The sequence below is a fragment of the Chryseobacterium ginsenosidimutans genome (assembly GCF_024807225.1).
GTDB classification, from domain to species: Bacteria; Bacteroidota; Bacteroidia; order Flavobacteriales; family Weeksellaceae; genus Chryseobacterium; species Chryseobacterium ginsenosidimutans.
This window is the reverse complement of the sequence record NZ_JANUCO010000001.1, coordinates 3372658-3398718: the sequence shown is the minus strand read 5'-3', so window position 1 is coordinate 3398718 and position 26061 is coordinate 3372658. Positions and strand designations below refer to the sequence as shown.

At 34.9% G+C, this 26061-nt stretch carries 31 protein-coding genes; 25 read left to right on the top strand and 6 right to left on the bottom strand.

What is annotated here, in order from left to right:
- Positions 1-38 precede the first annotated feature (38 nt).
- Complete coding sequence (locus tag J3D55_RS15965) at positions 39-806, bottom strand: LytR/AlgR family response regulator transcription factor (RefSeq protein WP_259132489.1); 768 nt, start codon at positions 804-806, stop codon at positions 39-41.
- Entirely contained in the window at positions 787-1803 is a 1017-nt protein-coding gene (locus J3D55_RS15960) for a sensor histidine kinase (protein WP_259132488.1), read from the bottom strand. Before J3D55_RS15960 ends, J3D55_RS15965 begins: the two co-directional genes overlap by 20 nt.
- Positions 1804-2294: 491 nt before the next feature.
- Between J3D55_RS15960 and J3D55_RS15955 the strand changes: the two genes are divergently transcribed.
- On the top strand, positions 2295-3854 hold the full coding sequence (locus tag J3D55_RS15955; protein WP_259132487.1) for a hypothetical protein: 1560 nt from the start codon (positions 2295-2297) through the stop codon (positions 3852-3854).
- Positions 3855-4122: 268 nt separating this feature from the next.
- On the opposite strand, the gene J3D55_RS15950 is transcribed toward J3D55_RS15955, so the two are convergent.
- The 3 genes from J3D55_RS15950 to J3D55_RS15940 form a co-directional block, all read right to left on the bottom strand.
- A complete protein-coding gene (locus tag J3D55_RS15950; protein ID WP_259132486.1) occupies positions 4123-4563 on the bottom strand; it encodes a hypothetical protein in 441 nt (146 codons plus the stop codon).
- Complete coding sequence (locus J3D55_RS15945; RefSeq protein ID WP_259132485.1) at positions 4563-5534, bottom strand: heme-binding domain-containing protein; 972 nt, start codon at positions 5532-5534, stop codon at positions 4563-4565. Before J3D55_RS15945 ends, J3D55_RS15950 begins: the two co-directional genes overlap by 1 nt.
- Positions 5535-5724: 190 nt before the next feature.
- Positions 5725-6471, bottom strand: coding sequence for an SDR family oxidoreductase (locus J3D55_RS15940; RefSeq protein WP_259132484.1), 747 nt, complete (start codon positions 6469-6471; stop codon positions 5725-5727).
- Between the two features lie 113 nt (positions 6472-6584).
- Here J3D55_RS15940 and J3D55_RS15935 point away from each other — a divergent pair, with 113 nt between their 5' ends.
- The 3 genes from J3D55_RS15935 to J3D55_RS15925 all read left to right on the top strand — a co-directional run bounded on the left by J3D55_RS15935 (position 6585) and on the right by J3D55_RS15925 (position 8526).
- A complete protein-coding gene (locus J3D55_RS15935; RefSeq protein ID WP_259132483.1) occupies positions 6585-6923 on the top strand; it encodes a winged helix-turn-helix transcriptional regulator in 339 nt (112 codons plus the stop codon).
- Positions 6924-7225: 302 nt separating this feature from the next.
- Positions 7226-7660, top strand: coding sequence for an IS630 transposase-related protein (locus J3D55_RS15930; RefSeq protein WP_259128546.1), 435 nt, complete (start codon positions 7226-7228; stop codon positions 7658-7660).
- Positions 7661-7674: 14 nt separating this feature from the next.
- Positions 7675-8526, top strand: coding sequence for an IS3 family transposase (locus tag J3D55_RS15925; protein WP_310466776.1), 852 nt, complete (start codon positions 7675-7677; stop codon positions 8524-8526).
- A gap of 58 nt (positions 8527-8584) precedes the next feature.
- On the opposite strand, the gene J3D55_RS15920 is transcribed toward J3D55_RS15925, so the two are convergent.
- Positions 8585-10804: an NADP-dependent isocitrate dehydrogenase gene (locus J3D55_RS15920; RefSeq protein ID WP_259132482.1), complete on the bottom strand. Its 2220-nt coding sequence runs from the start codon at positions 10802-10804 to the stop codon at positions 8585-8587.
- A 168-nt stretch (positions 10805-10972) separates the two neighbouring features.
- Between J3D55_RS15920 and tpx the strand changes: the two genes are divergently transcribed.
- The 21 genes from tpx (at position 10973) to J3D55_RS15815 (ending at position 25563) form a co-directional block, all read left to right on the top strand.
- Complete coding sequence (gene tpx / locus J3D55_RS15915) at positions 10973-11470, top strand: thiol peroxidase (RefSeq protein WP_259132481.1); 498 nt, start codon at positions 10973-10975, stop codon at positions 11468-11470.
- A gap of 91 nt (positions 11471-11561) precedes the next feature.
- Complete coding sequence (locus tag J3D55_RS15910; protein WP_259132480.1) at positions 11562-11966, top strand: glyoxalase superfamily protein; 405 nt, start codon at positions 11562-11564, stop codon at positions 11964-11966.
- Positions 11967-12186: 220 nt separating this feature from the next.
- Positions 12187-13398, top strand: a complete 1212-nt coding sequence (locus J3D55_RS15905; RefSeq protein WP_259132479.1) for a DUF763 domain-containing protein — start codon at positions 12187-12189, stop codon at positions 13396-13398.
- Between the two features lie 280 nt (positions 13399-13678).
- Positions 13679-14269 (top strand): Crp/Fnr family transcriptional regulator, encoded by a 591-nt coding sequence (locus J3D55_RS15900; RefSeq protein ID WP_259132478.1) that lies wholly within the window; start codon positions 13679-13681, stop codon positions 14267-14269.
- Positions 14270-14346: 77 nt separating this feature from the next.
- Positions 14347-14757 carry a VOC family protein gene (locus J3D55_RS15895; RefSeq protein WP_259132477.1) on the top strand — a complete coding sequence of 137 codons (411 nt, stop codon included), beginning with the start codon at positions 14347-14349 and terminating at the stop codon, positions 14755-14757.
- A 39-nt stretch (positions 14758-14796) separates the two neighbouring features.
- Complete coding sequence (locus J3D55_RS15890; protein WP_259132476.1) at positions 14797-15204, top strand: VOC family protein; 408 nt, start codon at positions 14797-14799, stop codon at positions 15202-15204.
- A gap of 136 nt (positions 15205-15340) precedes the next feature.
- Positions 15341-15793: a hypothetical protein gene (locus J3D55_RS15885; protein ID WP_259132475.1), complete on the top strand. Its 453-nt coding sequence runs from the start codon at positions 15341-15343 to the stop codon at positions 15791-15793.
- A gap of 140 nt (positions 15794-15933) precedes the next feature.
- On the top strand, positions 15934-16458 hold the full coding sequence (locus J3D55_RS15880; RefSeq protein WP_259132474.1) for a DinB family protein: 525 nt from the start codon (positions 15934-15936) through the stop codon (positions 16456-16458).
- Positions 16459-16461: 3 nt separating this feature from the next.
- Positions 16462-17238, top strand: coding sequence for an alpha/beta fold hydrolase (locus J3D55_RS15875; protein ID WP_259132473.1), 777 nt, complete (start codon positions 16462-16464; stop codon positions 17236-17238).
- Between the two features lie 264 nt (positions 17239-17502).
- A complete protein-coding gene (locus J3D55_RS15870; protein WP_259132472.1) occupies positions 17503-17934 on the top strand; it encodes a VOC family protein in 432 nt (143 codons plus the stop codon).
- Between the two features lie 80 nt (positions 17935-18014).
- Positions 18015-18428 (top strand): SRPBCC family protein, encoded by a 414-nt coding sequence (locus J3D55_RS15865; RefSeq protein WP_259132471.1) that lies wholly within the window; start codon positions 18015-18017, stop codon positions 18426-18428.
- A 35-nt stretch (positions 18429-18463) separates the two neighbouring features.
- Complete coding sequence (locus J3D55_RS15860) at positions 18464-18700, top strand: helix-hairpin-helix domain-containing protein (RefSeq protein ID WP_259132470.1); 237 nt, start codon at positions 18464-18466, stop codon at positions 18698-18700.
- A 114-nt stretch (positions 18701-18814) separates the two neighbouring features.
- Positions 18815-19681, top strand: a complete 867-nt coding sequence (locus J3D55_RS15855) for a VOC family protein (protein WP_259132469.1) — start codon at positions 18815-18817, stop codon at positions 19679-19681.
- Between the two features lie 136 nt (positions 19682-19817).
- Complete coding sequence (locus J3D55_RS15850) at positions 19818-20651, top strand: SDR family oxidoreductase (RefSeq protein ID WP_259132468.1); 834 nt, start codon at positions 19818-19820, stop codon at positions 20649-20651.
- A 118-nt stretch (positions 20652-20769) separates the two neighbouring features.
- Positions 20770-21198 carry an SRPBCC family protein gene (locus tag J3D55_RS15845; RefSeq protein ID WP_259132467.1) on the top strand — a complete coding sequence of 143 codons (429 nt, stop codon included), beginning with the start codon at positions 20770-20772 and terminating at the stop codon, positions 21196-21198.
- Between the two features lie 122 nt (positions 21199-21320).
- Complete coding sequence (locus tag J3D55_RS15840) at positions 21321-21794, top strand: SRPBCC domain-containing protein (protein ID WP_259132466.1); 474 nt, start codon at positions 21321-21323, stop codon at positions 21792-21794.
- A 54-nt stretch (positions 21795-21848) separates the two neighbouring features.
- Positions 21849-22307: a DoxX family protein gene (locus J3D55_RS15835; RefSeq protein ID WP_259132465.1), complete on the top strand. Its 459-nt coding sequence runs from the start codon at positions 21849-21851 to the stop codon at positions 22305-22307.
- A 599-nt stretch (positions 22308-22906) separates the two neighbouring features.
- Positions 22907-23461, top strand: coding sequence for an RNA polymerase sigma factor (locus J3D55_RS15830; RefSeq protein ID WP_259132464.1), 555 nt, complete (start codon positions 22907-22909; stop codon positions 23459-23461).
- 14 nt (positions 23462-23475) lie between these two features.
- Positions 23476-23820, top strand: coding sequence for a hypothetical protein (locus J3D55_RS15825; protein WP_259132463.1), 345 nt, complete (start codon positions 23476-23478; stop codon positions 23818-23820).
- 87 nt (positions 23821-23907) lie between these two features.
- Complete coding sequence (locus J3D55_RS15820) at positions 23908-24180, top strand: hypothetical protein (RefSeq protein WP_259132462.1); 273 nt, start codon at positions 23908-23910, stop codon at positions 24178-24180.
- A 732-nt stretch (positions 24181-24912) separates the two neighbouring features.
- Complete coding sequence (locus tag J3D55_RS15815; RefSeq protein ID WP_259132461.1) at positions 24913-25563, top strand: J domain-containing protein; 651 nt, start codon at positions 24913-24915, stop codon at positions 25561-25563.
- The last annotated feature ends 498 nt before the right edge of the window (positions 25564-26061 follow it).

Sequence of the window (26061 nt, the reverse complement as noted above, 5' to 3'; positions counted from 1 at the left end):
ATTTTTTTGAATAGAAATTGGGAGATAGAATTTTGATGTTAACGATCTTCCAGCCATGTGAAAAAACTGTGTGTTTTCTCTTTGTTGATAAGGAGTTTTTCGGCGGTTTCTATCGTTAATTTAACCAAAATTTTACGCTGAAAATAATGTTCCATTTCTTTAATTGCTTTAAAATTGACTACATATTGACGGTTAATCCTGAAAAACTGTTTCTCAGAAACCTGTTCGGCAACCTGTCCCAAAGATTGAGTCAATTGAAACTGCTCTTTATCAAATGTTACAAGATGCGTAATCTCGTTGTGAATATAGAAATAGGCAATATTTTCCGTAAGAATCGTCGTATATTTTTGATTTTTAAAGACCAGAAAACTGCTCTTGCTCGCAGATTGTGGCTGACTGATTTTTTGTAAAAGAGCTTCCAGATCGGGTAATTCATTTTTCTGAAAGAATTTTTTCAACTCATCCACTTTTCTCAAAGCTTCGGCAATGTCGTCACGAGAAAAAGGTTTCAGCACATAATCGACGCCTTTACTTTTAAAAGCATCCAACATATATTGATCGAAAGCGGTACAAAAAACCACCGGACAAGTGATTTCTACCTGCTTGAAAATCTCAAACGAAAGTCCATCCGAAAGGTGAATGTCCATGAAGATAAGATCAGGTGTAATGCCCTTTGATAAAGCTTCGACACTCGTTTCTATGCTGTCGTAAACGTCGATGATTTTGGCTTCGGGTTTTAATTCTAAAATCAAATTCTGCAGAGATTTGGCTGCTCGAAATTCGTCTTCAATGATGATTATATTCATGGATTAAGGGTAGTTTTATTTGAAATATTTTCTCGTCGTCTAAAATGCTGATTTCTTGTTCTAAAAGATGTTTATAGCGCATATTTACGTTATTTAAACCCACTCCCAAAGAATCTTCAGGAATCATTTTCCGCTGAATCGGGTTTTCAATAATAATTTTATCTTCCGAACTGTAAATGTCGATATGAAGCGGTTTATTTCTTGAAACAATATTATGTTTAATACAATTTTCAACCAATAACTGTAAGGTAAAAGGCGGAATTAATGTTTTTAAAACACTTTCTTCGAGTTGGTTTGAAAAAGTAATTCCTTCGCCAAAACGCGCTTTTTGGAGAAAAAGATACGAATCTATAATTTTCATTTCTTCTTTAACCGTAATTAAATCTAATTTCCTGCTTTCTAATGTAAATCGATAAAAATCAGACAGTTTCATAATAAAATCAACGGATTCGGAATCATGAGTTTCAACCATTGATTTTAAAGTATTTAAACTATTAAAAAGAAAATGGGGATTCACCTGCTGTTTCAACAGTTCATATTGAGCGCCCAAATTATCGCTTTTTACTTTTTCTAATTCCAGTTGAACCTGTTGTCCTGCGTAATTATTTTGAAGCAACGTTAAAAACATATAGCAAACCAAATTGATTAAAATCCCTCTGACTTCCACCATCAGCATCGTCGGACCGAAATTGATGTGTGACAAAATAAGCTGTTGAATCCACGCCAAACCGAACATGACAACCATTCCGAAAGCCAAAACTACCATCAGTCTTGAGTAAGAAATATTCTGTCTTCTTTTCCCTGAATTGCGGTTCAGCATATAGATGTTGAGGTACCACATAATGACCGAAAATGCTGCTGTTATCGCCGAATTTACGATCGCTTCATCCCAGTTGAAAGCATGAGAAGCAAGTTGCGGAACGGATGATAATATTCCCAAAAACAGGGAACTTATCCAAATGACGGCTTGTGAAATTTTTATTTTTTGTTGTTGCATGACAACTGTGAATTTAAAAAGGTGAAGTTAATATTTTTCGCTGAGAGTTTTTTAGAGATATATAGCTGACTTTTCCTATCAATTAATAGCTGCAATAATTTTTAGTTTCCTAAAAATTACAAATTAAAATAATATATAGGTAAATTTTATATAAAATAAAATAATATAATGAAAAAAATAGTTGCACTTGTAATGTGTTTGCTTTATATATTGCGCAAAATATTCATGATAATACACTGAATGAGACTATGAAAAAATTATATTATATAAAAAGAAATAGTATTTTATGTTTTTTTTAACTGTTTGATTATTAATTGATTGTATTTTTATTTGAACAAAATTCCGGAATTTTTTCTTTCATTTTTTTATGTTTTCTTTGAATTTCACATACATTTGTTTCTTAAAAACAAATACAAATGAGAAAATTATTTTTTGCTGCAGGCATGCTATTGTCTGGTTTTTTGTATAGCCAGGTTGGCGTAAATACAGTAATGCCAAAGGCTACTTTGGATGTTACGGGAAACCCCTCCGATCTTTCAAAGGTAGACGGTATCATAGCACCGAGACTTAAAGGAGATGAGCTAAAAGCTAAAGATGCGCTTTATGGTACCGATCAGAACGCTAGTCTTGTGTATGTAACAGAACCTTTAGCTGTTGCTGACACGAGTTCCAAAACGATAAACGTTACGAGTATAGGATATTTTTATTTTGATGGAAATATTTGGCAGAAATTAAGGACTGGAAATGAAGGAAGCGATTGGTCTGTTTTAGGTAATAACGGAACATCTGCTGACACAAACTTTGTAGGAACAACTGATGCCGTAGATTTCGTGGTAAAAACCGATAATACTGAAAGAGAGCGTATCTATAAGGCAGCCGACGCAACTAACATAATCAAAAAAATTACCGGAGGAGATTTAAATTTAAATGGAATTACCGTAGGACGAGGAGCAGGTAATTTTGATAGTAATACGGTAGTAGGAAGCCATGCCCTGGAAGCTAATACATTAAGTACACATAATACAACGGTTGGAGCTTATAGTCTAAACAAAACTACATCTGGAGAAAATAATGTGGCTGTAGGACATAGCTCTATGACTTCAAATACCACTGGAGGAGGTAATGTTGCTTTAGGAACAAGTAGTCTTGATTTCAATACTACAGGTAAGTTTAATGTAGCCATTGGGAAAAATGCATTATCGAATTCTCTTAATATGACAGGTACTCACAATATCGCCATTGGATTTACAGCAGCAGGTGGACTACAAGATGGAACCACTAATAACATCGCCATTGGTTCTCGCCAACAATTAGCTAATGCAACAGAAAGCAACCAGCTTAACATTGGAGGAGCTATCTTTGGTACAGGACTTACTGGTAATACATTCAACCCTGCCGGAAATATAGGAATAGGTACAACAAATCCCGCTACAAGATTGGAAGTCTACAATGGTACCACAAACGGCGCCATAAAAATTGTAGATGGTACGCAGGGAGAAGGTAAAGTATTAACTTCTGATGCAAATGGACTAGGAACATGGCAGAGCCCTAAAGCCCTTGCTGTCATGGGAGTAATGGGAGGAGGTTACGATCTGCCTTTTGAGAGTGATTCTAATTTTTATTATACAGGAGCTACCATTACTTTGCCACCAGGAAAATGGCTGATTAACATTAGTCAATATACTGATATTTCTGGATACGATCCGGGAACTTCCAGTGGTAATATATCTCCGGATAACTGGATGTTGGTAAGAACCACTTTTTCTGATCAGACTAGTGTAACCACTGTAGGGCAGGTTGCCTTGCCATCTGGAGATCTTTCTCAACCTAATTATATGACTTTCTCAGTAAGTGGTCCTCATCGTGCAGATGTAAAGACCGGGGTTGTTTATATAAACAATACTTCCAGTGCTCCTAAAACCTATAAATATATTGCAGGGCAAACTGAAGCTGAAGGTCCTATTGTAGGAGTAGGAGCAGGTGCATTTTTGAATAATTTTTCAAGTACAGCTCGGGCTGAAAATTCTATTACCGCCATCGCAGTAAATTAAAAAACAAACAAAAATCTAATAAGCATAGAGTTTTTTTAAGTGTTTATGTAGCTGCCTAGAATATTTACTAGGCAGTTTTTGTATTAGCTTAATAAAATGAAAGCTTTATATTAATGATGTACAGAAAATGAACGAGTTTTTGTAGATAAACACTCAATGTATGAAAATACATACTTATTAAAGTGAATTGCCCACTCATAATTGATTTTACAAACAATCCGAAGCCGATTTCTCAACTCCAGATCATCATATTTCACTTTTACTATTATTAAGGCCTTACGACGGGTTTATAACTCATGATGTATTTTATCCTTTCTTCTTTATTGGGTTGAAAATTTTCAGTTCCTGGAGTGTTTTGTATTTGATAAGATGTTTTTCCGTTTTTATCTGTCTTAATGGTTTCTACACGGAGTAATTCTCCTGTAATCGTTCCTCCGATATATTGCGGATTTTCGTGGTATTTCCAGGTTACTAATTTTATCTCAGAACCCATTTTTAGTTGATTATTTTTACTTGATAATGATTCCAGTGCTTTTTGGTTTCCGTACAAAGCGGATGATGTTTCTTTCTTGGTGTTTAATGAGGTCGAAATGAATTTTAAATTTCCCGGATCGAAAACGACACGATGTAAATCTTTATCCGGCTCATCGATTTTACACGCTGTGAATAATGCGCAAACTGACATGATGATGAATAGTATTTTTTTCATTATTTCTGAAGGTTTTTAATTAATCTTTCTGTATTTACTTTCATCGGAACATCAAATAAGAATCCTGTCTTTTCAGCTAATTGACGATGACAGGCGATACATGATTCTTTAGCAAATGATGCTGTTTTTCCAGTCGGATGAAGATCTTTCCCTGAAAATTTCGCAAATCCCCAACCTTCCGTATCGGTATATTTTTTTGAATCTTTTACCATGAATTGAGCGTTGACAAATTCTCCTGCTCTTACTTCTCCGTCGGGTAATTCCTGTTGTTTCCAAACAGATTTTACGACGATACTTCCGTTTGGCCAAGGATGAAAATCTTCTGTTTCGATGGCTTTTACCGCAATATCATTTCCATAAATAACACGGATTGATTTATCGAAAAGCGTACTCATACTGATGACTTTCCAGTTTTTGTAATCGTCTGTGTATTTTACGCCGTTTGGCGAAACCGGAAATTTCGAAGGTGTATTATTTTCTTTACTTTCAACGTTTTGATGAATATTTTTTACAGGAGCAATACTTGATAATGAAAGCGTATATTTTTTAATGACATCAATGTCTTTAGTCGTAATTTTTGCCGATGGATGAAGCAATGTATAATTATGAAGCGGCATTTTTCCACTTTGAATCATATTTAAAATAGCGTACATTTTTCCCTGATGTTCTCCGGCTGAATAATTCCATTCTGAAAAGTTGAGAACTTCTTTTGCTCTTTTTACATCTTTATTCACCGCCCATGAAATCGGGGCAATTTTATCATACCAACTCAGATTTTGCTGATTTGAATGACAATTAAAACAAGAATTTTCCAGAATTGCTAAAACCTCGCGCGGAGCTTCAATCTTTTTTGCAACAGGTTTTCCTTCTAATGGCTTATTGAAAAGCTGTAAAACGACAAAGATTCCCAAAATGACCAAAAACACTATGGCTATGGGTTTTGTGGTTCTTTTATTCTTTACTGAGTCCATAATAATTGATTTTTTTATGGATCAAAAGTAGTTCGTTGAAGGGTTTTTTAGAATATGAAATTAGGTGAACCGGACAAATCAATAGGTGAAAATGGAATTTTTTAGGATTAAAGAGAAAAGAAGCTGGATGTTGGAAGAGGGAAGGTTTTCTACGTTATTAAACTTCCAGCATCCAGCTTCCATCTCCCAACTACAACACCATTCCGCCGTCGATAACGATTTCTGTACCGGTCATAAAACTTGAAACACTGTCATCAGACAAATAAACAACTAATTTAGCAACATCTTCAGCCGTTCCTATTTTTTTCAAAGGAATAGCTTCGATCATCCATTCGTTGATACCTTTCAGTTTTTCATCATCTAAGCCCGCTTTCGACATGATTTCCGTTTTTGTCGGTCCTGGACTTACCATATTCACTCGGATTTTTCTAGGTGCTAATTCTGCAGCTGCTGTTTTTGCAATTGAATTTAGCGCAGCCTTACTTGCCTGATAAACCGAATTGTTCGGATGATACATCGTCGCAACAATTGAGGATAAAAAGACAACGGAAGCTCCTTCATTTAATAAAGGAATAAATTTATTCAGTGTAAAATACGCTCCTCTGAAATTGATGTTCATTACTTGATCAAAGTTCTCGATACTCATGTTTTCAATCGGAATTAAACCTCCCGTAACTCCTGCATTGATAAATAAAATATCAACTTTTCCGTATTGATTTTCTACTTCTGTTTTTAATGAATCAATATCATTAATATCTGACTGATCCGCCACAAACGGAATTGCTCCCAATTCTTCAGCCGCCTTTTCAACAGCTTCTTTTCTTCTTCCTGTGATGATAACTTTTGCACCTTCCGCGATTAATTCTTTTGCGGTTGCGTATCCGATTCCGCTGTTTCCACCTGTTACGATGGCTAATTTGTTATTAAATTTACTCATTGTTTTAAATGTTTTAAAAATTTTTGACAAAGTTATTTCAAATTGGTATACTTTTGTAATCAGTATCACAGGGTATATCAGTATCATCAATTATATCACGTAAATTTGCAGACATGGAAAGAGATCAAAACGAAGAGTTGAGAGCATTACAAGACACTATTTATTTTATCGGCGGAAAGTGGAGAATTCCCATTATTAATGCCATTTGTAATGGTAATAAACGCTTCCGTGAAATTGAAAGAAGCATCCCCGGAATCACAACAAGAATGCTTTCAAAAGAGTTAAAAGACATGGAATTAAACAAGCTTGTAAAACGAAATGTTTATCCGGAAACCCCTGTTTTAATTGAATATGAAGCGACAGATTATTGCCGAACTTTTGGAAATATTATTCAGGAGATGATTATTTGGGGTAGGGAACATAGAAAGGTAATTGTGGAGGATAAAATTTAAATTAAACACAAATGCTCACAAATGTTTTTCACTAATAACACAAAGCTTTGCATCAATAGGAACGGGCTTTAACCCGTTTAGATCAAACGACGATCAAATTGGCTTTAGCCAAAACTTAAAATAATACTTTGCATAGATTCTTCCTTCGTCAGAATGACAAACGAGATGTATTTATTTTGTGTCATTTGTGAAAAATATTCGTGCTCATTTGTGTTTAAACAAAAAAAGCCCCTTAAAAAAGGAGCTTTTCATTTATATTAAATGTCTAGTCCTGAAATAGCGATACAAAAAAAAGAATCGTTATGAAAGAACATTTAGAAACGCTTTATTTAAAGCGCACACAGAAAGATTACAGTTTGAGTTTGAAACTTCAGATTGTAAAAGAAATTGAGTCTGGTAAGTTGGGAATTACCGAATGTCGTAAGAAATATGCGATACAATCTCGTTCTACTATTTTAAATTGGCTCAGAAAATATGGTAACTTTGATTGGGACAATCAAACACCGGATTCTATGCAAAAAACTCCTGAACAAAGAATTATGGAATTGGAGGCTGAAGTAAAAGTGCTCGAAAAACAAAAAGCACTCCTGGAAAGCCAAGCCTACATTGCCGATAAAAAAGCAATTTTCTTCGATATGATGATCGATCTTGCGGAGAGTGAATATCAGATTGATATACGAAAAAACTCCGCATCCGCACAATCAGCAACTTCCGCAGAACAGAAAAAGAAACTTTAGTTTTCACCTGCGGATTGTCCGGATTGGATAGACAAGTCTATTATCGAAGTTTAAAACGAAGCACCGTGCGCATTAGCAAAGCTCAGCAGGTAGTCGCCTTGGTGAAGGAAAAGCGTATAATGCAGCCAAAAATTGGTGGTAAGAAATTGTATTTTATGTTAAAAGAACCTCTGAAATTATTGAATATTGGCAGAGATAAATTCTTTGACATTTTGCGAGCCAATCATTTACTGATTATTCCCAAGAGAAGTTATCACGTCACGACAAATTCGCATCATCGCTTCAGAAAGCATAAAAACATGATATTGGATTATCAGATCACCAAACCGAATCAAGTTTGGGTTGCAGACATTACCTATATTGGAAACAGGGCAAATCCCAGTTATTTAAGTCTGATAACAGATGCTTATTCCAAGAAAATCGTAGGACATCACGTTGCAGACAATTTGAATACAGAAAGTAGTTTGATTGCTTTAAAGAAAGCTTTGAAAAATAAAAAAGTGAATGTAGAATCGCTGATACACCATTCTGACCGTGGTCTACAATATTGCTCGAACGAATACCAAAAAATATTGGAAAGAAACGACATCAAATGCAGTATGACGCAAAACTCAGATCCTTATGAGAATGCCGTAGCAGAAAGGATAAACGGTATTTTAAAACAAGAATTTGATATTGATAAATATGATCTTAAAACACCGTTGAGAAGAAAAATAGTAGATGAATCAATAGAGATTTACAATGAATTGCGTCCTCACTTTTCAAACCATTACCTAACTCCAAACCAAATGCACCAACAACAAACATTGCAAATGAAAACCTATAAAACAAAAAACCAAAGCAAAAACGTTGTTGCTTTGGTTTAATTAATTATTTTTGACCTATAATCTGTATCGGATTTTTAGGACGGGACAAAATCGAGAATTAGATTCCGTCAATAATTTCATTTAAAACGGTACTTGGTCTCATTGCTGCATACGTTTTGTAAGTGTCAGTTTTGTAGTAACCATCAATGTTTTGAGGCTTACCTTGAGCACCGATTAATTCAGCATTGATAACTTCTTCATTTTCCAACATTGCTTCTACAACCGGAGCAAATTGCTCAGCTAAATCAGCGTCTTTTGTTTGGTTTGCCAACGCTTCTGCCCAATACATTGCCAAATAGAAGTGAGAACCTCTGTTGTCAATTTGTCCAACTTTTCTTGCTGGAGACTTGTCAGTCGCTAAGAATTTAGCATTTGCTTCATCCAATGCATCCGCTAAAACCTGAGATTTTGTATTCCCTTGCGTTTGTGCTAAATGTTCCAAAGAAGCCTGTAAAGCCAAGAATTCACCTAAAGAATCCCATCTTAAATATCCTTCTTCCAAGAATTGCTCAACGTGTTTTGGAGCAGAACCTCCAGCTCCTGTTTCGAATAAACCACCACCGTTCATTAATGGAACGATAGAAAGCATTTTTGCAGAAGTTCCAAGTTCAAGGATTGGGAAAAGATCTGTTAAATAATCTCTCAATACGTTTCCTGAAACAGAAATCGTATCTTTTCCTTCTCTTGCTCTTTTTAGCGTTTCTGTCATGGCATCTTTAACATCAAGAATCTTAATGTCTAGTCCGTTTGTATCGTAATCAGCAAGATATTTTTCAACTTTTTTGATGATTTCTCTGTCGTGCGCTCTTCCTTTATCTAACCAGAAAATGGCAGGCGTATCAGATAATCTCGCTCTGTTTACTGCTAATTTTACCCAGTCTTGGATTGGAGCATCCTTCGTCTGACACATTCTGAAAATATCACTTTTTTCTACTTTTTGAGAAAGAAGAACGTTTCCATTTTCGTCCTGAACTTCAATTGTTCCGTCTGCTGCAGCTTGGAAAGTTTTGTCGTGAGAACCATATTCTTCAGCTTTTTGAGCCATCAAACCAACGTTCGGAACAGAACCCATTGTGGTAGGATCAAGCTTTCCGTGCGCTTTCATATCATCAATTACAGACTGATAAAAACCTGCATAAGAACGATCCGGAATGATACAAACCGTATCCTCTTCTTTTCCTTCTTTGTTCCACATTTTACCGCCACCTCTTACCAAAGCAGCCATAGATGCGTCAACAATGATGTCAGAAGGAACGTGGAAATTCGTAATTCCTTTGTCAGAATTTACCATTGCCACTCTTGGTCCGTTTGCTAAAGCCGCTTCAATATCAGCTTTGATATCCGCTTCCTGAGCATTTCCTTTGATTTTTTCGAAAAGATCAGCAAGACCGTTATTTGGATTAACATCTAAAGACTTGAAAGTCTCAGCATATTTTGTAAATACTTCTTTGAAGAAAGTCTCAACAATAGCTCCGAAAACGATTGGATCTGAGATTTTCATCATCGTAGCTTTCAGGTGAGCAGAAAGAAGTATATTTTTATTTTTAGCTTCTTCGATAGCTTCTTGTACAAAAGCTCTCAAAGCGTTTAAATTCATTACAGAAGAATCGATCACTTCTCCAGCTTGAAGACCTGCGAAATCTTTCAATAAAGTTTCAGCACCGTCATTTCCTTTGAAAACGATTTTATATTTTGTTGCATTCTCCAGCGTTGTAGAAGTTTCAGTACCGTAGAAATCTCCGGTGTTCATGTGAGCAACATCAGTTTTGCTGTCAGAAGCCCAATCTCCCATTCTGTGAGGATTTGCTTTTGCATAGTTTTTAACAGCTTTTGGAGCACGTCTGTCAGAATTTCCTTCTCTTAACACAGGGTTTACAGCACTTCCTAATACTTTTGCATATTTAGCTTTGATTGCTTTTTCCTCGTCATTTTTAGGTTCTGCAGGATAATTTGGAACTGCGAAACCTTTTGATTGTAATTCAGCGATAGCCTCGTCTAATTGAGGTGCAGAAGCTGAAATATTGGGTAATTTGATAATGTTTGCATCAGGTTGAGTCGCCAATTGACCTAATTCTGCCAACGCATCACCGATTTTTTGATCATCATTCAAAAACTCAGGGAAGTTGGCTAAAATTCTTCCTGCCAAAGAAATATCCGGAACAGCGATCTCAATATTTGCTGATTTTGTAAATGCCTTTACGATAGGTAAAAACGAGTGTGTAGCCAACATTGGAGCTTCATCCGTAAGTGTGTAATAGATTTTTGATTTGTCTGACATTATACTGTTATTTATTATTTGATTTTTTAGTTCCACAAATTTAGTTAAAATTTAATTTTTTTAGATTAAACCTAAATAAGATTTTCCACTTTAAGAATTATTTAACCTTTAATTGAAATAAAATCCTTTTCATTTTGATTAAATTTGAAAAACCTTAAAAAATAAATTATGTCAAATATTACCTTAAAAGGAAACGCAGTAAACACAATAGGAACTTTACCGTCAGTAGGAGCTACAATCAAGGATTTTGCTTTGGTAGATTCTGGGTTAAATGTAAAAACATTAGAAAGCTTCGAAGGAAAGAAAAAAGTATTCAATATTTTCCCAAGCATCGATACACCAACTTGTGCATCTTCAGCAAGAAAATTCAACGAAGAAGCTTCTGCTCTTGATAATACGGTTGTCATCAACGTTTCTAAAGATTTACCGTTTGCATTAGGAAGATTCTGTGCGGCAGAAGGTTTGAGCAATGTTGAAACACTTTCTGATTTCAGAAGCAGTTTTGGTGATGATAATGAAGTGACGATCACAGATTCTCCGATGAAAGGATTATTGAGTCGTGCTGTCATTGTAACTGATGCCGATAATAAAGTTATTTACACAGAGCAGGTTTCAGAAATTGCAAACGAACCTAATTATGAAGCAGCTTTAGCAGCTTTAAAATAAGCAAAAAATAAGAATTTATAAAGCCTTGTGAAAGTTTCGCAGGGCTTTTTTTAGCTAATATTCAAGTTCTAACCTCTAGTCTTTAATTAATATGAAAGCAGAACAAGTTATTCCCATTCTCCGAATTTTCGATTATCAAAAAACAATTGAATTTTATGTTGATTGGCTCGGTTTTGAGATTGTCTGGGAACATCATTTCGAAGACAATACTCCGGTTTATATGGAGGTAAAAAAGGATAATATTACTCTTCATTTAAGCGAACATCATGGTGACGGAACTCCCGGAAGCAGGGTTTTTATCTGGGGTGAAGGGGTCGCAGATTATCATAAAGAATTGATCGACAAAAAGTACAAATACAATCGTCCCGGTTTGGAAAAAACGTTTTACAACGCCATTGCTTTTACCGTCGATGATCCTTTTGGAAATAAGATTATTTTTAATGAAAAGTTTGATGTGGAGAAACATAAGAATTTAGAGTTTTATTCAAATCATTAATATTTGTTTAAATAATTTTTATAAATGAATAAGATGCTTCGACTCCGCTCAGCATGACATATCTAATACTATCTTGTTTTTTTATTAGCGACTAATTTGTAGCGATGTCATGCTGAGCGGAGTCGAAGCATCTCTATAGTATATTATTGTAAATATTTGTGTTTAACATTGATTCAAATCATCAAAATTCAATTATAATAAAACTAAATTTACACATTAAATGAAACGTTCCGGAACAGCAGATTTACCCCTTCACTATGGCAAAGTACCGCCGTGGTTGTATGAGCGTATGTCTATTCTCGGGCTTTCAATCATTGAAGTAATCTTAGCAGATTACGGGAAAGATGAAGTTCTGCGCCGATTGGCTGATCCGTTTTGGTTCCAAAGTTTTGGTGCGGTGATGGGAATGGATTGGCATTCTTCCGGAATTACAACTTCCGTGATGGGTGCTTTGAAACGTTCTATTAATCCCAATTCACAATCGCTTGGTTTGTATATTTGTGGTGGAAAAGGCAAATTTTCCAGAGAGACGCCTTCAGAACTTCTTCAAATTGCCGAGAAAACAGGCTTAAACGGAAATGATTTGGTGAGAGCCAGTAAATTGTCTGCAAAAGTCGATAACACGGCGATCCAGGATGGGTATCAATTATATCTGCATAATTTTATTGTATCGGATAACGGAAACTGGAGCGTCGTTCAACAAGGAATGCACGAATCCGACGGAACGGCAAGACGCTATCATTGGCATTCTGAAAATATAAAATCCTTTATTGAAGAACCTCACACAGGAATCAACGGAATTTCGAGAGGTCAAATTCTCAATCTTACCGATTCAGAAGCTTCAGAAAACAGAAAAGGAATTTTGGATATTTCTCACACCGATTCTGCGGAAATTATGAGCGATTTTTCAAGATTAATTCTTCCCAATCATCACGATGTTCAGGCTTCTGATGTTGATTTAAGACGTCTCGGAGCGCTTTTATATGTTACTCGTGAGCAGCAACCTCAGAATTTCGAAGATTTATTACTGTTGGAAGGTGTCGGTCCGCGAACGATGCAGTCTTTGGCTTTGGTGAGCGAAGTAATTCATGGGGCGCCTTCGAGATTCAAAGATCCGGCAAGATTTTCCTTTGCTCATGGCGGAAAAGACGGTCATCCGTTTCCTGTTCCGACCAAAGTTTATGATGAAAGCATTCAGATTCTTAAATCAGGAATTGAAAAATCAAAGCTCGGAAATTCAGATAAATTAAAGACTTTAAGTAAGCTTCATCAAATTGTGGAAGCCACAGAAAAAGATTTTACTCCCAATTTTGATATTCAGGAAGTGATTGAAGAAGAAAGACAAAATTCATGGCGATTCGGTGGGAAAACTGTTTTTGGAGATGCTCAGAAACCTTCCGGTCCAAAATCAATTCAGCTTTCATTATTTTAAGAATTCAATTAAAGTATAGATTTGAAAAGGCTCTTTGTCACTCAGAACGAAATGAAATAGAGTGAAGAACCTATTTGTACGTGTAAAGATTCTTCCTTCGTGAGAATGATAACATAAAAGCATATGTTTAATAATTTATAATCAATATAAACAGTCTATAACGTTTGTATGCAAAGGATTGCAATAAAATCATCTGCCACAAATTATCATTTTGTTTAATAAATCTTTCATCAAGTCCGATAAAAATTATATTTTTAAAAACTTTAAAAACATTGATTTGATGACAAACAAAGCCTTAGAAATCTGTTATGATTTTCCATTTTTCTTGTCTGAAGAGCTTGAAGAGATCTTTCAGGCTCATGAAAAAGTAGTTTTCCAGAAAGGAGATTTTATTCTTGAAGAAGGAAAAACTGCCAATGAATATTATATTTTGGAGAAAGGTTTGGCTCGTTCGTTTGTCAATGATTTTAATGGAAATGAGGTGACAACGCACTTTTTCGTAGAAAACGAAATCATTATCGAAGTTTCTTCGTTATTTCAGAGAATTCCTACGCAGGAAAATATTGTCTGCATTTCAGATTGCGAATGCTGGAAATTCAGTTTTGAAACTTTTCAGGAATTATTCCATAAAATTCCGAATCTCAGAGAGTGGGGAAGAGCTTGGATGTCGCAGCAGCTTTTCGTTTACAAGCAGCGTTCTGTGGAAATGTTTACTCTTTCTGCCACAAAACGGTATCTTAATCTTTTAGAACAAAAACCTCACGTCATACAATTTGCTCCGTTGAAGCAAATCGCTTCTTATCTGGGAGTTACAGATACTTCTTTAAGCAGGATTCGTAAAGAATTGGTTTCTCATCCAAAGAAAATTTAAATCTTGCCTTATGGCAAGTAGATTTTAATTGTGACTTGGTAATTTTGGTTAAAAGTTCAACACTAAAAAATTACAAAATGGAAATCAATCAAATGTATGTCAATCTTCCTGTAAAAGATGTTCAGAAGACGAGAGAATTTTGGGTAGAATTAGGTTTTTCGATCAACGAACAATTTTCTGATGAAAAGGCAATTTGTGTGATCATGAAAACTGATCATATTTACGCGATGTTTTTAAAAGAAGAATTTTTCCAAACTTTTACAGACAGACCTCTTGCAGAAGGAAAGACAACTCAAACGCTTCTGGCAATCGGAGTAAACAGTCGTGAAGAAGTTGATAATATGGTGAAAACTGCTGTCGAAAACGGAGGTTCAATATACAGTGAACCGCAAGATCACGGCTGGATGTATCAAAGAGCTTTTTCTGATTTGAACGGACATCAATGGGAAGTGATGTTTGCTGATATGTCTAAAATTCCGACAGCATAAAATTTCAAAATTTAAATAAAAACTTTAAAAAATTACAAAATGAAAATCAATCAAATTTATGTTAATCTTCCGGTAAAAGATATTCAGAAAACAACAGAATTCTGGACGAAACTTGGATTCACGATCAACGAAGAAATGTCAAGTGAAAAATCGGTTTGTGTTGTGATGAGTGACAATATTTATGTCATGTTTTTGACAGAAGAATCTTTTCAGACTTTTTCCGAAAGACCGGTTCCAAAAGGTGATACAACACAAGTTTTGGTGGCTATCAGTTTAGACACTCGTGAAGAAGTAGATCAAGTGGTGAATGCTGCGGTAGCGAATGGAGCTTATCAGCACGAAGAACCGCAGGATTACGGCTGGATGTATCATAATTCTTTCTGGGACATCAACGGACACGGCTGGAATGTAATGTTTGCAGACCCTTCTCAAATGCCGACTGAATAAATCTTAACACTCATAACACGAATTTTCACACAAATATTACACAAATAATTTGCGTAATCAGCAAAATCCGCGAGAGAAAATCAAATATCCACCATTAAAATCTGTGGGATAAAAAATACACCAAAATCCAAAAAATATGAGCAACGATATTGAAATTGTAAAATACCTCGTATTCAGTAATTACAAAGTAATTTCAATGAATATCGACGGAATTTCCAATGAAGAAGCAATGATTTTTCCTAATGGTGAAGCCAATTGCATGAATTGGATTTTAGGACATTTAATTTACATAAGAAATGCTTTTCTGAATGTTTTGGGTGAAGAACCGGTTTGGGATAACGAAAAATTTTCCTGCTACAACAGAGGCGAAATCCCTTTAAACAGAAAAGATGAATTTGTAAGTTTTGAAGAGTTAAAATCTTATTTAAAACAATCTCAGGATAAATTCGAAACAAAACTCAACAGTCTTGAAAGCATCGATCCTGCAATAATTAGTGACGTTTCAGGATTATCTCTTCACGAAATTTACCACAGCGGACAATTCGGATACCTCAGAAGAATTCTCGGAAAACCCGGAGCAATAAAATAAAAAAGGTTGTCAAAAAAAATCCGCGTAATCCGCAAAATCTTCGAGAGAAAATTAAACACAAACCACACAAATATTTTCACAAATAACCACAATCATCTGTGTAAATCAGTGAAATCTGTGGGAAAATAAAAAAAACCAAAATGGACACACCAAAATCAAACAAACTAGAAATAATAATTCCGGCTTTTCGAGGTCACAGCCAAAATTTTCTGATGGTTCTCGACGGAATTTCTGAAGAAGATGCCTTGAAAAGAATCGAAGGCAGAACCAATCACATCATTTGGATGGTCGGGAATTTTCTCGACATGCGTTATGCATTGGGATCTGTACTCGGACTGCATGAAGAATTTGAATTCAAAGATTTTTTCTTTCAGGGAAAAGCATTGGATGAAAATTTGAATTATCCCAATTTGCAGCAATTGAAAGATGCTTTTCATAAAATTTCACCACTTGTTTACAACAAATTACTGGAAGCTTCTGACGAAGAATTAGACAAAGCTTTTCCGATGGGAATGAACATCGATTTTTTCCCGGAAACTGTTCTCAATTTCGTGGGAATGTGTATCGGTCGTGAAGATTATCTGAGCGGACAAATCGGATTAATGCGTAGAATTCTGGGCTACGAAGGAATGAAATACGATTTTGATAAAGATTTAAAATACTAAATTATGAATCCGGTTGAAAAAGGTCATAAACGGGTCAACGGAATCAAGATGTATTATGAAATCTACGGTTCCGGAAAGCCTTTGGTGCTGATTCATGGAGGAGGCGGTTCTATTTTATTTGATTACAAAGAAATTATTTCAAGATTAGAAAACAAATTTCAGTTAATCGGAATCGATCTTCAAAACCACGGAATGTCTGAACATCGCGATATTCCCGAGACTTTTGAGCAAGACGCTAAAGATGTTGCTGCTCTTTTGAAGGAATTAAACATTGAAAAAGCGTCATTTTGGGGATTCAGCAACGGCGGAAATACCGTGATGCAAATTGCCCATCTTTATCCTGAAATCGTAGAAAAGCTGGTCGTTGCATCCGCATTTTACAAAAGAAACGGAATGATGGACGGTTTTTTCGAAAGTATGATGGACGCGACTTTAGAATCAATGCCTGAACCGTTAAAAATTAATTTTTTAAACTTAAATCCCGACTTTTCCGCGCTCGAAAATATGTTCGACAAAGACAGCAAAAGAATGCAGACTTTCGAAGACTGGAGCGAAGATATTTTAACATCAATACAATCTCCGACTTTGTTTATTTCTGGTGATAAAGATGTAATGAAACCGGAACACGTCGTTGAAATGTGGCGTCTGGTTGAAAATTCTCAATTGATGATTCTTCCTGCAACTCACGGTTCTTATATGATGGCTGATTTTGGAGGAAATATTGACGAAAAATTGATTGATTTTACAGTGAACGAGATTGAGAAATTTTTGAACCAATAATTCATTTAAAATTAAAATAGATTCTCCCTTCGTCAGAATGACAAATTCGATGGATAAAGAAATTCGCTTTCAACCTTCGCTGAGTGGAATGCCTTTGCGAACAAAAAATATGCTCAATCATTTCAAAAACCTTTGCATTAAAATAAAACACTAATAACACAAATTTCTTACACGGATTTTCACAAATCATTAGTGTTATTCGTGAAAAATATTCGTGATCATTTGTGTTTAAATAACAAAACAAACTTTTAAAAATAAAATATCATGGCTAAATTAAATCCGTATTTAAATTTTGATGGGAAAGCAGAAGAAGCTTTCACTTTTTACAAATCTGTTTTTGGTGGAGAATTTCTTGGTGAAATTCACAAAATGGGAAACGCTCCCGGAACTGAAAACTTATCAGACGACGAAAAAAACAGAGTAATGCATATTGCACTTCCAGTTGGCGGAGATCTGTTGATGGCTTCAGATATTGTGCCGAGTTTCGGACAAAATTTGACGGTTGGAAATAATAATTATGTTTCAATTTTCCCGGAATCGAAAGAAGAAGCCGATAGACTTTTCAAAGGACTTTCGGAAGGTGGAAACGTTGAAATGCCGATTGAAGACCAGTTTTGGGGAGACTATTTCGGGAGCTTCCAAGACAAATATGGCGTTCATTGGATGGTGAACTATAATGAAGAATATACAAAATAATCTTATCTTTAAACTAAATTATAAACAGGGTAACTGAATTTTTGGTTGCCCTTTCATTACAACTATTAAAAATACAATTCATGGAACCTATTAAAATTGATATTACGATTTTAGCCCCTGTACAAAAGGTTTGGGATTATTATAACGAGCCTAAACATATTACGAAATGGAATTTTGCCCACGAAACATGGGAATGTCCAAAATCCGAAAATGACTTAAGAGTAGGTGGAAAATTCAACAACAGAATGGAAGCGAAAGATGGAAGTTTCGGATTTGATTTTGAGGGAATTTATGATGAAGTGATCCCCAATGAGAAAATAAAATACCATTTGGAAGATGGCAGAAACGTTGACATTATTTTCAATGCAATTGATGATAAGACAACGAATGTTAAAATAGCTTTCGATCCCGAAAAACAAAACTCTGTGGAAATGCAAAGAGACGGTTGGTACGCGATCCTGAACAATTTTCATAAGTACGTCGAAAATCATTAAATAACCTTGAAATCATCATGATAAACTTAATAATAATGGCGAAATGTTTAAGCTCTATTTGTGTGGTGAGTCATGTTGTGGAAGGAGATTTTCTTAGAGGAATTATAGCAATGCCTGCAAGAAGAGCGTTAGAAAAAGAGAAAATAGATTCTCTGGAAAAATTGTCGGATTATTCCGAAAAAGAAATCATGCAGCTTCATGGTTTTGGAAAAAATGCAATGCAAAAACTGAAGAATTACATGAACGAAAATCATGTTTCTTTTAAAAATTAAATTTTTTTAAACACAAATAACTCTAATATTTTACACGAACAAACACGAATAAAGATTGTGAAAATATTCGTGCCATTTGCGTTTAAAATCACTCAATATTAAATTAAAAACTATATGAATAACGATATTTTCCCATGTCTTTGGTACGACGGAGACGCAAAAGAGTCGGCAGAATTTTACTGCAATATATTTGACGGAAAAATTACGGCAGATACTCCCGTTGTGATGAATGTTGATCTTTTCGGTCAGAAATTAATGTTATTAAACGGAGGTCCGCAATTCAAGAAAAATGCTTCGGTTTCTTTCATGGTCATTTGTGAAACGGAAGATGAGGTTCAAAGATATTGGGATCAGCTGATGGAAGGCGGAATGGCTTTAATGGCTCTGGATTCTTATTCGTGGAGCAAAAAATATGGCTGGCTTAAAGATAAATATGATGTTACTTGGCAACTATTTTTAGGTGAAAAACAAAGCGATCAGAAAATTATTCCGACGTTGATGTTTTTCCATGAAAATAATGGAAAAGCCATGGAAGCGATGGAATTGTATACCAAAACTTTCCCGAATTCTAAAATCGGAAACATTTTGAAATATGGCGAAGGAAGTGAAGGTCATCCGATCACAGAACCTGCGGAAAATATTCAGCATGCACATTTTGAAATCGATACCTACAGTTTCTTCTGCATGGATAATTCTTACGATCATCAATTTGATTTCAATGAGGGAATTTCTATGGTTGTAATGACCGATGATCAGGAACAAACCGACAAATACTGGAATACTCTGACTTCGGATGGAGGTCGTGAAAGTATGTGCGGTTGGCTGAAGGATAAATATGGTTTCAGTTGGCAGATTGTTCCGAAAAGATTAATTAAGTTGATGAGTGATGCTGATCAGGAAAAAGCTGGGAAAGTAGTTCAGGCAATGATGAAAATGCAGAAAATTGTTATTCAGGATTTGGAAGACGCTTATAATTCTTAAAAATTTGGTTTGAAGATGGAAGCGGGAGGCTGGAAGTTGTTATTCATTATTAAAAACTTCCAGCTTCCATCTTCTAACTTCCTTACTTTTCTTCTTCGGCGTATTGTTTGATGGTAATTCATAAAAAGATTTGCTTATGAAGACACAGAACAAGTCAAGATCTAAATCAAAAGTGCCTAAAGACGGGCTGTTCCCAGAAATTATCCGTAAAAATTATTTAGGAAGCAAAAAACTTCTTAACAAAAAAGCTGTCATTTCCGGTGGCGACAGCGGAATCGGACAAGCCGTTGCTGTACATTTTGCGAGAGAAGGAGCCGATGTTGCGATCATTTATAAAGAAAGCGACAAAGATGCCAAAGAAACTCAAAAATTAGTTGAAAAAGAAGGGCAGAAATGTATTTTACTGAAAGGCGATGTTTCAAAAAAAGCCTTTAGGACAAAATGTTTAGATAAACTCAAAAAAGACTGGAAAACATTAGATATTCTCGTAAATAATGCAGGAATCCAGTTTCCAAAAAATGATATTGAAAAAATTTCTGACGACCAGATTCAGAAAACTTTTGATACCAATATTATTTCAATGATCGCTTTGACAAGAGATTTTTTACCACTCATGAAAAATGGAGGAAGAATCATCTGTACAACTTCTGTCACAGCCTATCGCGGAAGTGATCATTTGATCGATTATTCTGCTACGAAAGGTGCTATCACAACTTTTATCCGTTCGTTGGCTACGAATTTGGCAGAGAAAAAAATCCTTGTAAACGGAGTCGCTCCAGGACCGATCTGGACCCCGCTTGTGAAAGAAACTTTTGATGATTTATCGACTTTCGGAAAAGATAATCCTTTGAAAAGGGCAGGACAACCTTCGGAAGTTGCTCCCGCTTATGTTTTTCTGGCTTCGGAAGATTCCAGTTTTATTACGGGGGAAATTATTCATATTAATGGAGGAGATTTTGTAGGAGGATAAAATTAATGATAGAAGATTGACCTTTAAATTGGTGAAAATCTTTGATTTTATGTAAATCATTTTTAAAATTAATCTAAAGTTTTTGTGGCAGAAAAATAAATGTAATAAATTTAAAGTAATGGAAAAATTATTATTTGAAATTCAGATTAATGCAAGTCCGGAAAAGGTTTGGGATGTACTTTGGAGTGAAATGACATACAGACAATGGACGACGGCTTTTACGGAAGGCTCTTTTTATCAGGGAACTTTGGAGGAAGGAAGTATCGTAAAGTTTTTTGATCCCAATAACAACGGAATGTACGGTCGTGTAGAAAAAAATATTCCTCATCAGGAAATAAAATTCTTACATCTTGGTGAGATTTATGATGGTGTAGAAACTCCGCAGGATTGGGGTGAAGCGACGGAAGCTTATATTTTGGAAGAAAATGATGAGGGAACAAAACTGAAAAGTGAAATTAATACACCGGCAGAATTTAAGGAGTTTTTTGAAGATAAATTTCCAAAAGCTTTGGCGATTGTGAAAAATCTTTCGCAGAATCAACTTTAAATTACCATTACGAACACAATATTTATACGGTTATCACGAATTTTAAATATATTTACTTGTGTTATTTGTGACGAAAAATGAGTGTTATTTGTCTTTGAAATTGAATCAAAAAAAATAAAAATATGGAAACTCTATCTTATGAAAAAGTAATTGATGCCTCAAAACAGAAAGTTTGGGATATTCTTTGGGGAGACGAAACGTATGGTGAATGGACGAAATTTTTTAATCCAGCTTCACAATCACAAATAAAAACCGATTGGAAAGTGGGTGGAAAAACCTACTTTGTGAATATGGAAGGCGCAGGAATGGTTTCTACAATTGATAGTCTGGATGAACCCAAACAAGTTATTTTCAAACATTTGGGAATGGTAGATAAGGATGGAGTAGAAGATACCGAGAGCATGGAAGTGAAACAATGGAGCGGCTGTTATGAAAAATATATTTTAATCGATTTTGGCGGAAAAACAAAGCTTCATACGGAAGTTCAAATCGAAAAAGAATGGCAAGATACTATCAATACAGGTTTTATAAAAGGGCTGGAAATTGTAAAAAATCTTGCTGAAGAAAATAACTATGATTTAGATAGCTTATTCTAACTTTACAAACAGATTGTTGATCAGTTTAAGATACTTTTACATTTAAAATTGAATATGAAATTATTAACAATCCTTTTTGTCACCTTTATTCTGGCTTTATTGGGGACAAAAGTTTTTCAAGGCGACTGGAATTTTTTATTTTCCGGAAATCTGGGAATGGCAGTTTTTATCATTTTTACAGGATTTGCGCATTTCAAATTTCAAAAAGGAATGGCGTTGATGATTCCTGATTTTATCCCTGCGAAAATGTTTTGGGTATATTTTACGGGAGTTATTGAAATTGCTGCCGGAATTGGGTTAATGATTCCTTCAATTCGTGAAACGACGGCTATTTTACTCATCGTTTTCTTGATTTTAGTTTTTCTGGCTAATATAAATTCTTCGAAGAAAAGAGTGAATTTATTTAAAGGAGATTATACCGGTCCGGGAATGAGTTATCTTTATAAAGAAAGAATACCGATGCAGATTATTTTGATTGCATGGACTTGGTATTTCGGGATTTATTTGAATTAGAATTTTATTGTTTTAAAATATAGACGGAGAGTGTTTTGCTTTCCGTTTTTTGTTTTAAACACAAATGATCACGAATATTTTTTGTGATGTTTGAGGATGTTTTTCGTTCGCAAAGGAGTTTGACTATGTCGAATCTTCGATTTCACTCAGCAAAGGTTATTTTTTATCTATGAACATTTGTGAGCCTTGTCAAGGTTTTTGAACCTTGACAAGGCTTCGGCAGACTGTTTGTTATCCTGAAAAAATATAAATCGTTGAACGTGAATTTTTTCAAATACATTGTTGAGGTGTTTTCAGGATGACAAACTTTGTGGTTATTCTGAACTGTTCAAAAGAATGACGAATATTCTAGCCCTGATAGAAACGGTTACCCCGCAACAAGGAGTGGGAGAGCGATGGAGTGAGGAGTATGAGTGGATAGCAGGATTAAGCTTCTAAAAATAAATAATAAGTAGTTGCTAATGAGTAATAAATTGAGGATACTGAAAACTCGATAAATAAAAGAAAAACCGAATTTCCGGAAAAATATTTTAAATTTATTAAAGTAAAACAAAAATATCAATCGTCATAGCAATATGGAGATTGTCGAAAAAATAACAATGCCGCAAAAAGAGAAGGAAAATATCATCTCACAAACCGTTACCAAGTACGGCGGAAAGCTGATGTCTTACATTCGTCCGAAAGTAAAAAACACGGAGGATGCGGAAGATATTTTGCAGGAAGTGTGGTATCAGTTCAGTAGTATTACCAATCTTTCTGAGATTGTGAATGTTGGCGGTTGGCTGTATAGAGTGACGGCAAATAAAATTACAGACAAATACCGTAAAAAGAAAACCGAAAATCTTGAAGATTTTGTCTACGAAGATGAAGACGGAACTTTTTCTATTAAAGACATTCTTTTGCTTGATGAAAGTGCAGGTCCGGAAGTAAAAATGTTTCAGGATGAGATTTGGAAAAAGCTCTTTGAAGCGTTGGACGAATTACCGGAAAAACAAAGATTGGTTTACGTAGAAAACGAACTCAACGACAGAACACTCCAGGAAATCGCCGATGAACAGGGCGAAAACATTAAAACAATTATCAGTCGGAAAAACTATGCCGTAAAGCATTTGAGAAACAGATTGAGAAAATTATACGAAGATTTAAATAGTTAGTAAAAAAGAAAGTTATGAATTATAAACATAAAAAAGGGTGGATTTTTTTATTTCTATGTCCGCCATTGATTTTATTGGGAGTTACGTGGATCGTGATGTCTCTTTGGAATTGTCTGCTCCCCGATATTTTAGGAGTGAAATCGATTACTTATTGGCAGGCAATGGGAATTTTGATCTTAAGTAAGATCCTTTTCGGAGGTTTCCATTTTGGAAAAGGAATGAGAGATTTTAAAGAAAAGAAAATGATGAGAGACAGAATGATGAGCTTGTCTCCGGAAGAAAGAGAAAAATTCAAAGAAGTCTGGAAAGACAGATGTTCAGGAGGATTCTTCAACAGACACAACAGAACAAACGAATAATAAAAATTTTAGAAGTAGTAAAGTAAAATTATCATTCATTCGTCTATATAAAAAACAAGAAGTAGTAAAATTTAAAATTTTGAAAAAATGAAAAATTCAGTATTAAAAGGTGTTCTAGGAGCATTGGCAGTAGCAGGAGTTGCGATGATCGCTAAAAAAGCAATCGAAAGAAAAAGATTTGTAAAAGGTATTTTCGAAGAATACGGAATCAAAGAAAAATCTCCTTTCGGATTGGCCGACAAGATCAGAGAAATGAATGAAGAACAATATCAGGAATTGAAAGGTAAATTCAAGAAAGAATTTGCTTCAAGATGTCACCACAGGGGATTTGAGAAAAAAGAAGATATTGCAGAAGCATAATAATAGAAAGTAACTAAATTGAAATTGTTAATTCCGGCGCGGGAAGCAGAGCTTCCCGCGCCGGAATATTTTTATAAAGCCATTGCAAAGAACGAAATTAGTATGTCCTGAGTTTATCAAAGTAAAGTAATCTTAAGAGTTTAGACCCAAAATTTTCCATAAAACCTGTCATTTCGACGAAGTAGAAATCCACCCATTAATAATTCATCATTAATAATTCACCATTTTTTCAGGAGCTATTTCCCGCTATCCACTGTATCTTTTTTGTTACGTTCTCCGCTTCGCTCCGCCCGCAACAAAAAAGGATGCCGTTTCTATCGGGGCTAGAATTGCTGTCATTCTTCTCAACTTTTTACAATTGCCACAAACTTTGCCATTCCGCTGGAATCTCAACAAAGATATTTACAAAAAGTTTCTACAAAATGAACTGAGATTTCACGCTCCACTTCGTTCCGCTCTGAATGACAAATGTTATGGATATTCATGCAGCTGAAAAGAAAGGATTAAAACTTCCAGTCTTTGCTGAGTGAAACGCCTTTGCAAACGAAAAATATTCTCAATCATTAAAAAAAAATCCTTGCGACCTTTGCATTAAAACAAAACACGAATCACACAAATTCCTTACACAAATTTTCACAAAGAGTATAAGTGTTATTCGTGATCATTTGTGTTTAAAAAGAGATTGCTTCACTTTGCCCGCAACGACAAATTCCTTATTTTTGCATAGTTCAAATGAAAGATTACTACTATTTTCTCGGGATTTCTCATGATGCTTCAGAAGAAGACATCAAAAAATCTTATAGAAAACTGTCTTTAAAATACCATCCCGACAAAAATGATAACGACGATTTCTTTGCAGATCGTTTCCGTGAAATTCATGAAGCTTATGAAACATTGAGCGACAAAAGTAAGAGATATACTTACGATCAGAATTTAGAAAGTCACCAGAAAAGTTTCAGATATAATATTCCGCCTTCGATTAAGACGTTTACAGCGAATAAAGTTCATGCGAAAAAAGGAGAGGAGATTATTATCAATTGGCAGACACAAAATGCCGATGTAGTGAAAGTTCTCCCTTTCGGACTGGAAAAACCTTACGGAGAAAGAGTTTTTAAAATAACGGAATTCAAAGACGGGAAATTCCAGATCTTGCTTCATGCAACGAATTCGCTGTTGCACAAAACGGTAGTTCAGGGAATTACGATAACAGAAGTTTTTGAAAATAATACAGAGAAATTTAAAGATAAAGCGGAAGAATTATTCAAGTCGCAACCTAGAACCGTTGCAAATCGACACGGTCAACCAAAAATCGTAAGAATAATCGCTGGGCTTTTATTATTAATTCTGGCGATTTATTTTTTAGTAAAAAACTTTAGCCATTAAGCTAATTTCTTTCTTCCCGGGCAAGATTTACATCTTTTTCCTTTTTTAAATTTTTTACAACAAGATTTCTTTGTGCCACAATACATTTCCTCAGTATTCATAGAAAAAGCAGGAGTCAAAGTCGGTACTTTGAAAGGGACAATCATATTCATGTTGCAAATATATTAATTTAGAATAAATATAGATAATAAATTTTCATAAATTTTATGTGATTGACTATTAATTGTTTGAATGCAATTTTGCTCTTATAATATAAAGGTCTTTATTAAAAATTTTCACTCAAAACTGTATTAGCTCAATAATAGAAATTTTCTCAGAGCCCGTTTACATTTTATATTACAAATTTTGTAGCCTGTTTGAAAATCTATTTTTTTGAAAGTGAAAGTTTTTACATAGAAAGACTTAAGATCTTTTCAAACAGAATCTGTTATTCTTTTTAACGCAAAGATTATTTTTACATTACGCATTATTTTTAGAAGGCAAAGGCAAATAAAATTT

What these genes read in the sequence shown, in the direction of transcription:
- J3D55_RS15965 (WP_259132489.1), bottom strand. Translation starts at nt 806, where the DNA reads ATGAATATAATCATCATTGAAGACGAATTTCGAGCAGCCAAATCTCTG.
- J3D55_RS15960 (WP_259132488.1), bottom strand. Translation starts at nt 1,803, where the DNA reads ATGCAACAACAAAAAATAAAAATTTCACAAGCCGTCATTTGGATAAGT.
- J3D55_RS15955 (WP_259132487.1), top strand. Translation starts at nt 2,295, where the DNA reads ATGCCAAAGGCTACTTTGGATGTTACGGGAAACCCCTCCGATCTTTCA.
- J3D55_RS15950 (WP_259132486.1), bottom strand. Translation starts at nt 4,563, where the DNA reads ATGAAAAAAATACTATTCATCATCATGTCAGTTTGCGCATTATTCACA.
- J3D55_RS15945 (WP_259132485.1), bottom strand. Translation starts at nt 5,534, where the DNA reads ATGGACTCAGTAAAGAATAAAAGAACCACAAAACCCATAGCCATAGTG.
- J3D55_RS15940 (WP_259132484.1), bottom strand. Translation starts at nt 6,471, where the DNA reads ATGAGTAAATTTAATAACAAATTAGCCATCGTAACAGGTGGAAACAGC.
- J3D55_RS15935 (WP_259132483.1), top strand. Translation starts at nt 6,585, where the DNA reads ATGGAAAGAGATCAAAACGAAGAGTTGAGAGCATTACAAGACACTATT.
- J3D55_RS15930 (WP_259128546.1), top strand. Translation starts at nt 7,226, where the DNA reads ATGAAAGAACATTTAGAAACGCTTTATTTAAAGCGCACACAGAAAGAT.
- J3D55_RS15920 (WP_259132482.1), bottom strand. Translation starts at nt 10,804, where the DNA reads ATGTCAGACAAATCAAAAATCTATTACACACTTACGGATGAAGCTCCA.
- tpx (WP_259132481.1), top strand. Translation starts at nt 10,973, where the DNA reads ATGTCAAATATTACCTTAAAAGGAAACGCAGTAAACACAATAGGAACT.
- J3D55_RS15910 (WP_259132480.1), top strand. Translation starts at nt 11,562, where the DNA reads ATGAAAGCAGAACAAGTTATTCCCATTCTCCGAATTTTCGATTATCAA.
- J3D55_RS15905 (WP_259132479.1), top strand. Translation starts at nt 12,187, where the DNA reads ATGAAACGTTCCGGAACAGCAGATTTACCCCTTCACTATGGCAAAGTA.
- J3D55_RS15900 (WP_259132478.1), top strand. Translation starts at nt 13,679, where the DNA reads ATGACAAACAAAGCCTTAGAAATCTGTTATGATTTTCCATTTTTCTTG.
- J3D55_RS15895 (WP_259132477.1), top strand. Translation starts at nt 14,347, where the DNA reads ATGGAAATCAATCAAATGTATGTCAATCTTCCTGTAAAAGATGTTCAG.
- J3D55_RS15890 (WP_259132476.1), top strand. Translation starts at nt 14,797, where the DNA reads ATGAAAATCAATCAAATTTATGTTAATCTTCCGGTAAAAGATATTCAG.
- J3D55_RS15885 (WP_259132475.1), top strand. Translation starts at nt 15,341, where the DNA reads ATGAGCAACGATATTGAAATTGTAAAATACCTCGTATTCAGTAATTAC.
- J3D55_RS15880 (WP_259132474.1), top strand. Translation starts at nt 15,934, where the DNA reads ATGGACACACCAAAATCAAACAAACTAGAAATAATAATTCCGGCTTTT.
- J3D55_RS15875 (WP_259132473.1), top strand. Translation starts at nt 16,462, where the DNA reads ATGAATCCGGTTGAAAAAGGTCATAAACGGGTCAACGGAATCAAGATG.
- J3D55_RS15870 (WP_259132472.1), top strand. Translation starts at nt 17,503, where the DNA reads ATGGCTAAATTAAATCCGTATTTAAATTTTGATGGGAAAGCAGAAGAA.
- J3D55_RS15865 (WP_259132471.1), top strand. Translation starts at nt 18,015, where the DNA reads ATGGAACCTATTAAAATTGATATTACGATTTTAGCCCCTGTACAAAAG.
- J3D55_RS15860 (WP_259132470.1), top strand. Translation starts at nt 18,464, where the DNA reads ATGGCGAAATGTTTAAGCTCTATTTGTGTGGTGAGTCATGTTGTGGAA.
- J3D55_RS15855 (WP_259132469.1), top strand. Translation starts at nt 18,815, where the DNA reads ATGAATAACGATATTTTCCCATGTCTTTGGTACGACGGAGACGCAAAA.
- J3D55_RS15850 (WP_259132468.1), top strand. Translation starts at nt 19,818, where the DNA reads ATGAAGACACAGAACAAGTCAAGATCTAAATCAAAAGTGCCTAAAGAC.
- J3D55_RS15845 (WP_259132467.1), top strand. Translation starts at nt 20,770, where the DNA reads ATGGAAAAATTATTATTTGAAATTCAGATTAATGCAAGTCCGGAAAAG.
- J3D55_RS15840 (WP_259132466.1), top strand. Translation starts at nt 21,321, where the DNA reads ATGGAAACTCTATCTTATGAAAAAGTAATTGATGCCTCAAAACAGAAA.
- J3D55_RS15835 (WP_259132465.1), top strand. Translation starts at nt 21,849, where the DNA reads ATGAAATTATTAACAATCCTTTTTGTCACCTTTATTCTGGCTTTATTG.
- J3D55_RS15830 (WP_259132464.1), top strand. Translation starts at nt 22,907, where the DNA reads ATGCCGCAAAAAGAGAAGGAAAATATCATCTCACAAACCGTTACCAAG.
- J3D55_RS15825 (WP_259132463.1), top strand. Translation starts at nt 23,476, where the DNA reads ATGAATTATAAACATAAAAAAGGGTGGATTTTTTTATTTCTATGTCCG.
- J3D55_RS15820 (WP_259132462.1), top strand. Translation starts at nt 23,908, where the DNA reads ATGAAAAATTCAGTATTAAAAGGTGTTCTAGGAGCATTGGCAGTAGCA.
- J3D55_RS15815 (WP_259132461.1), top strand. Translation starts at nt 24,913, where the DNA reads ATGAAAGATTACTACTATTTTCTCGGGATTTCTCATGATGCTTCAGAA.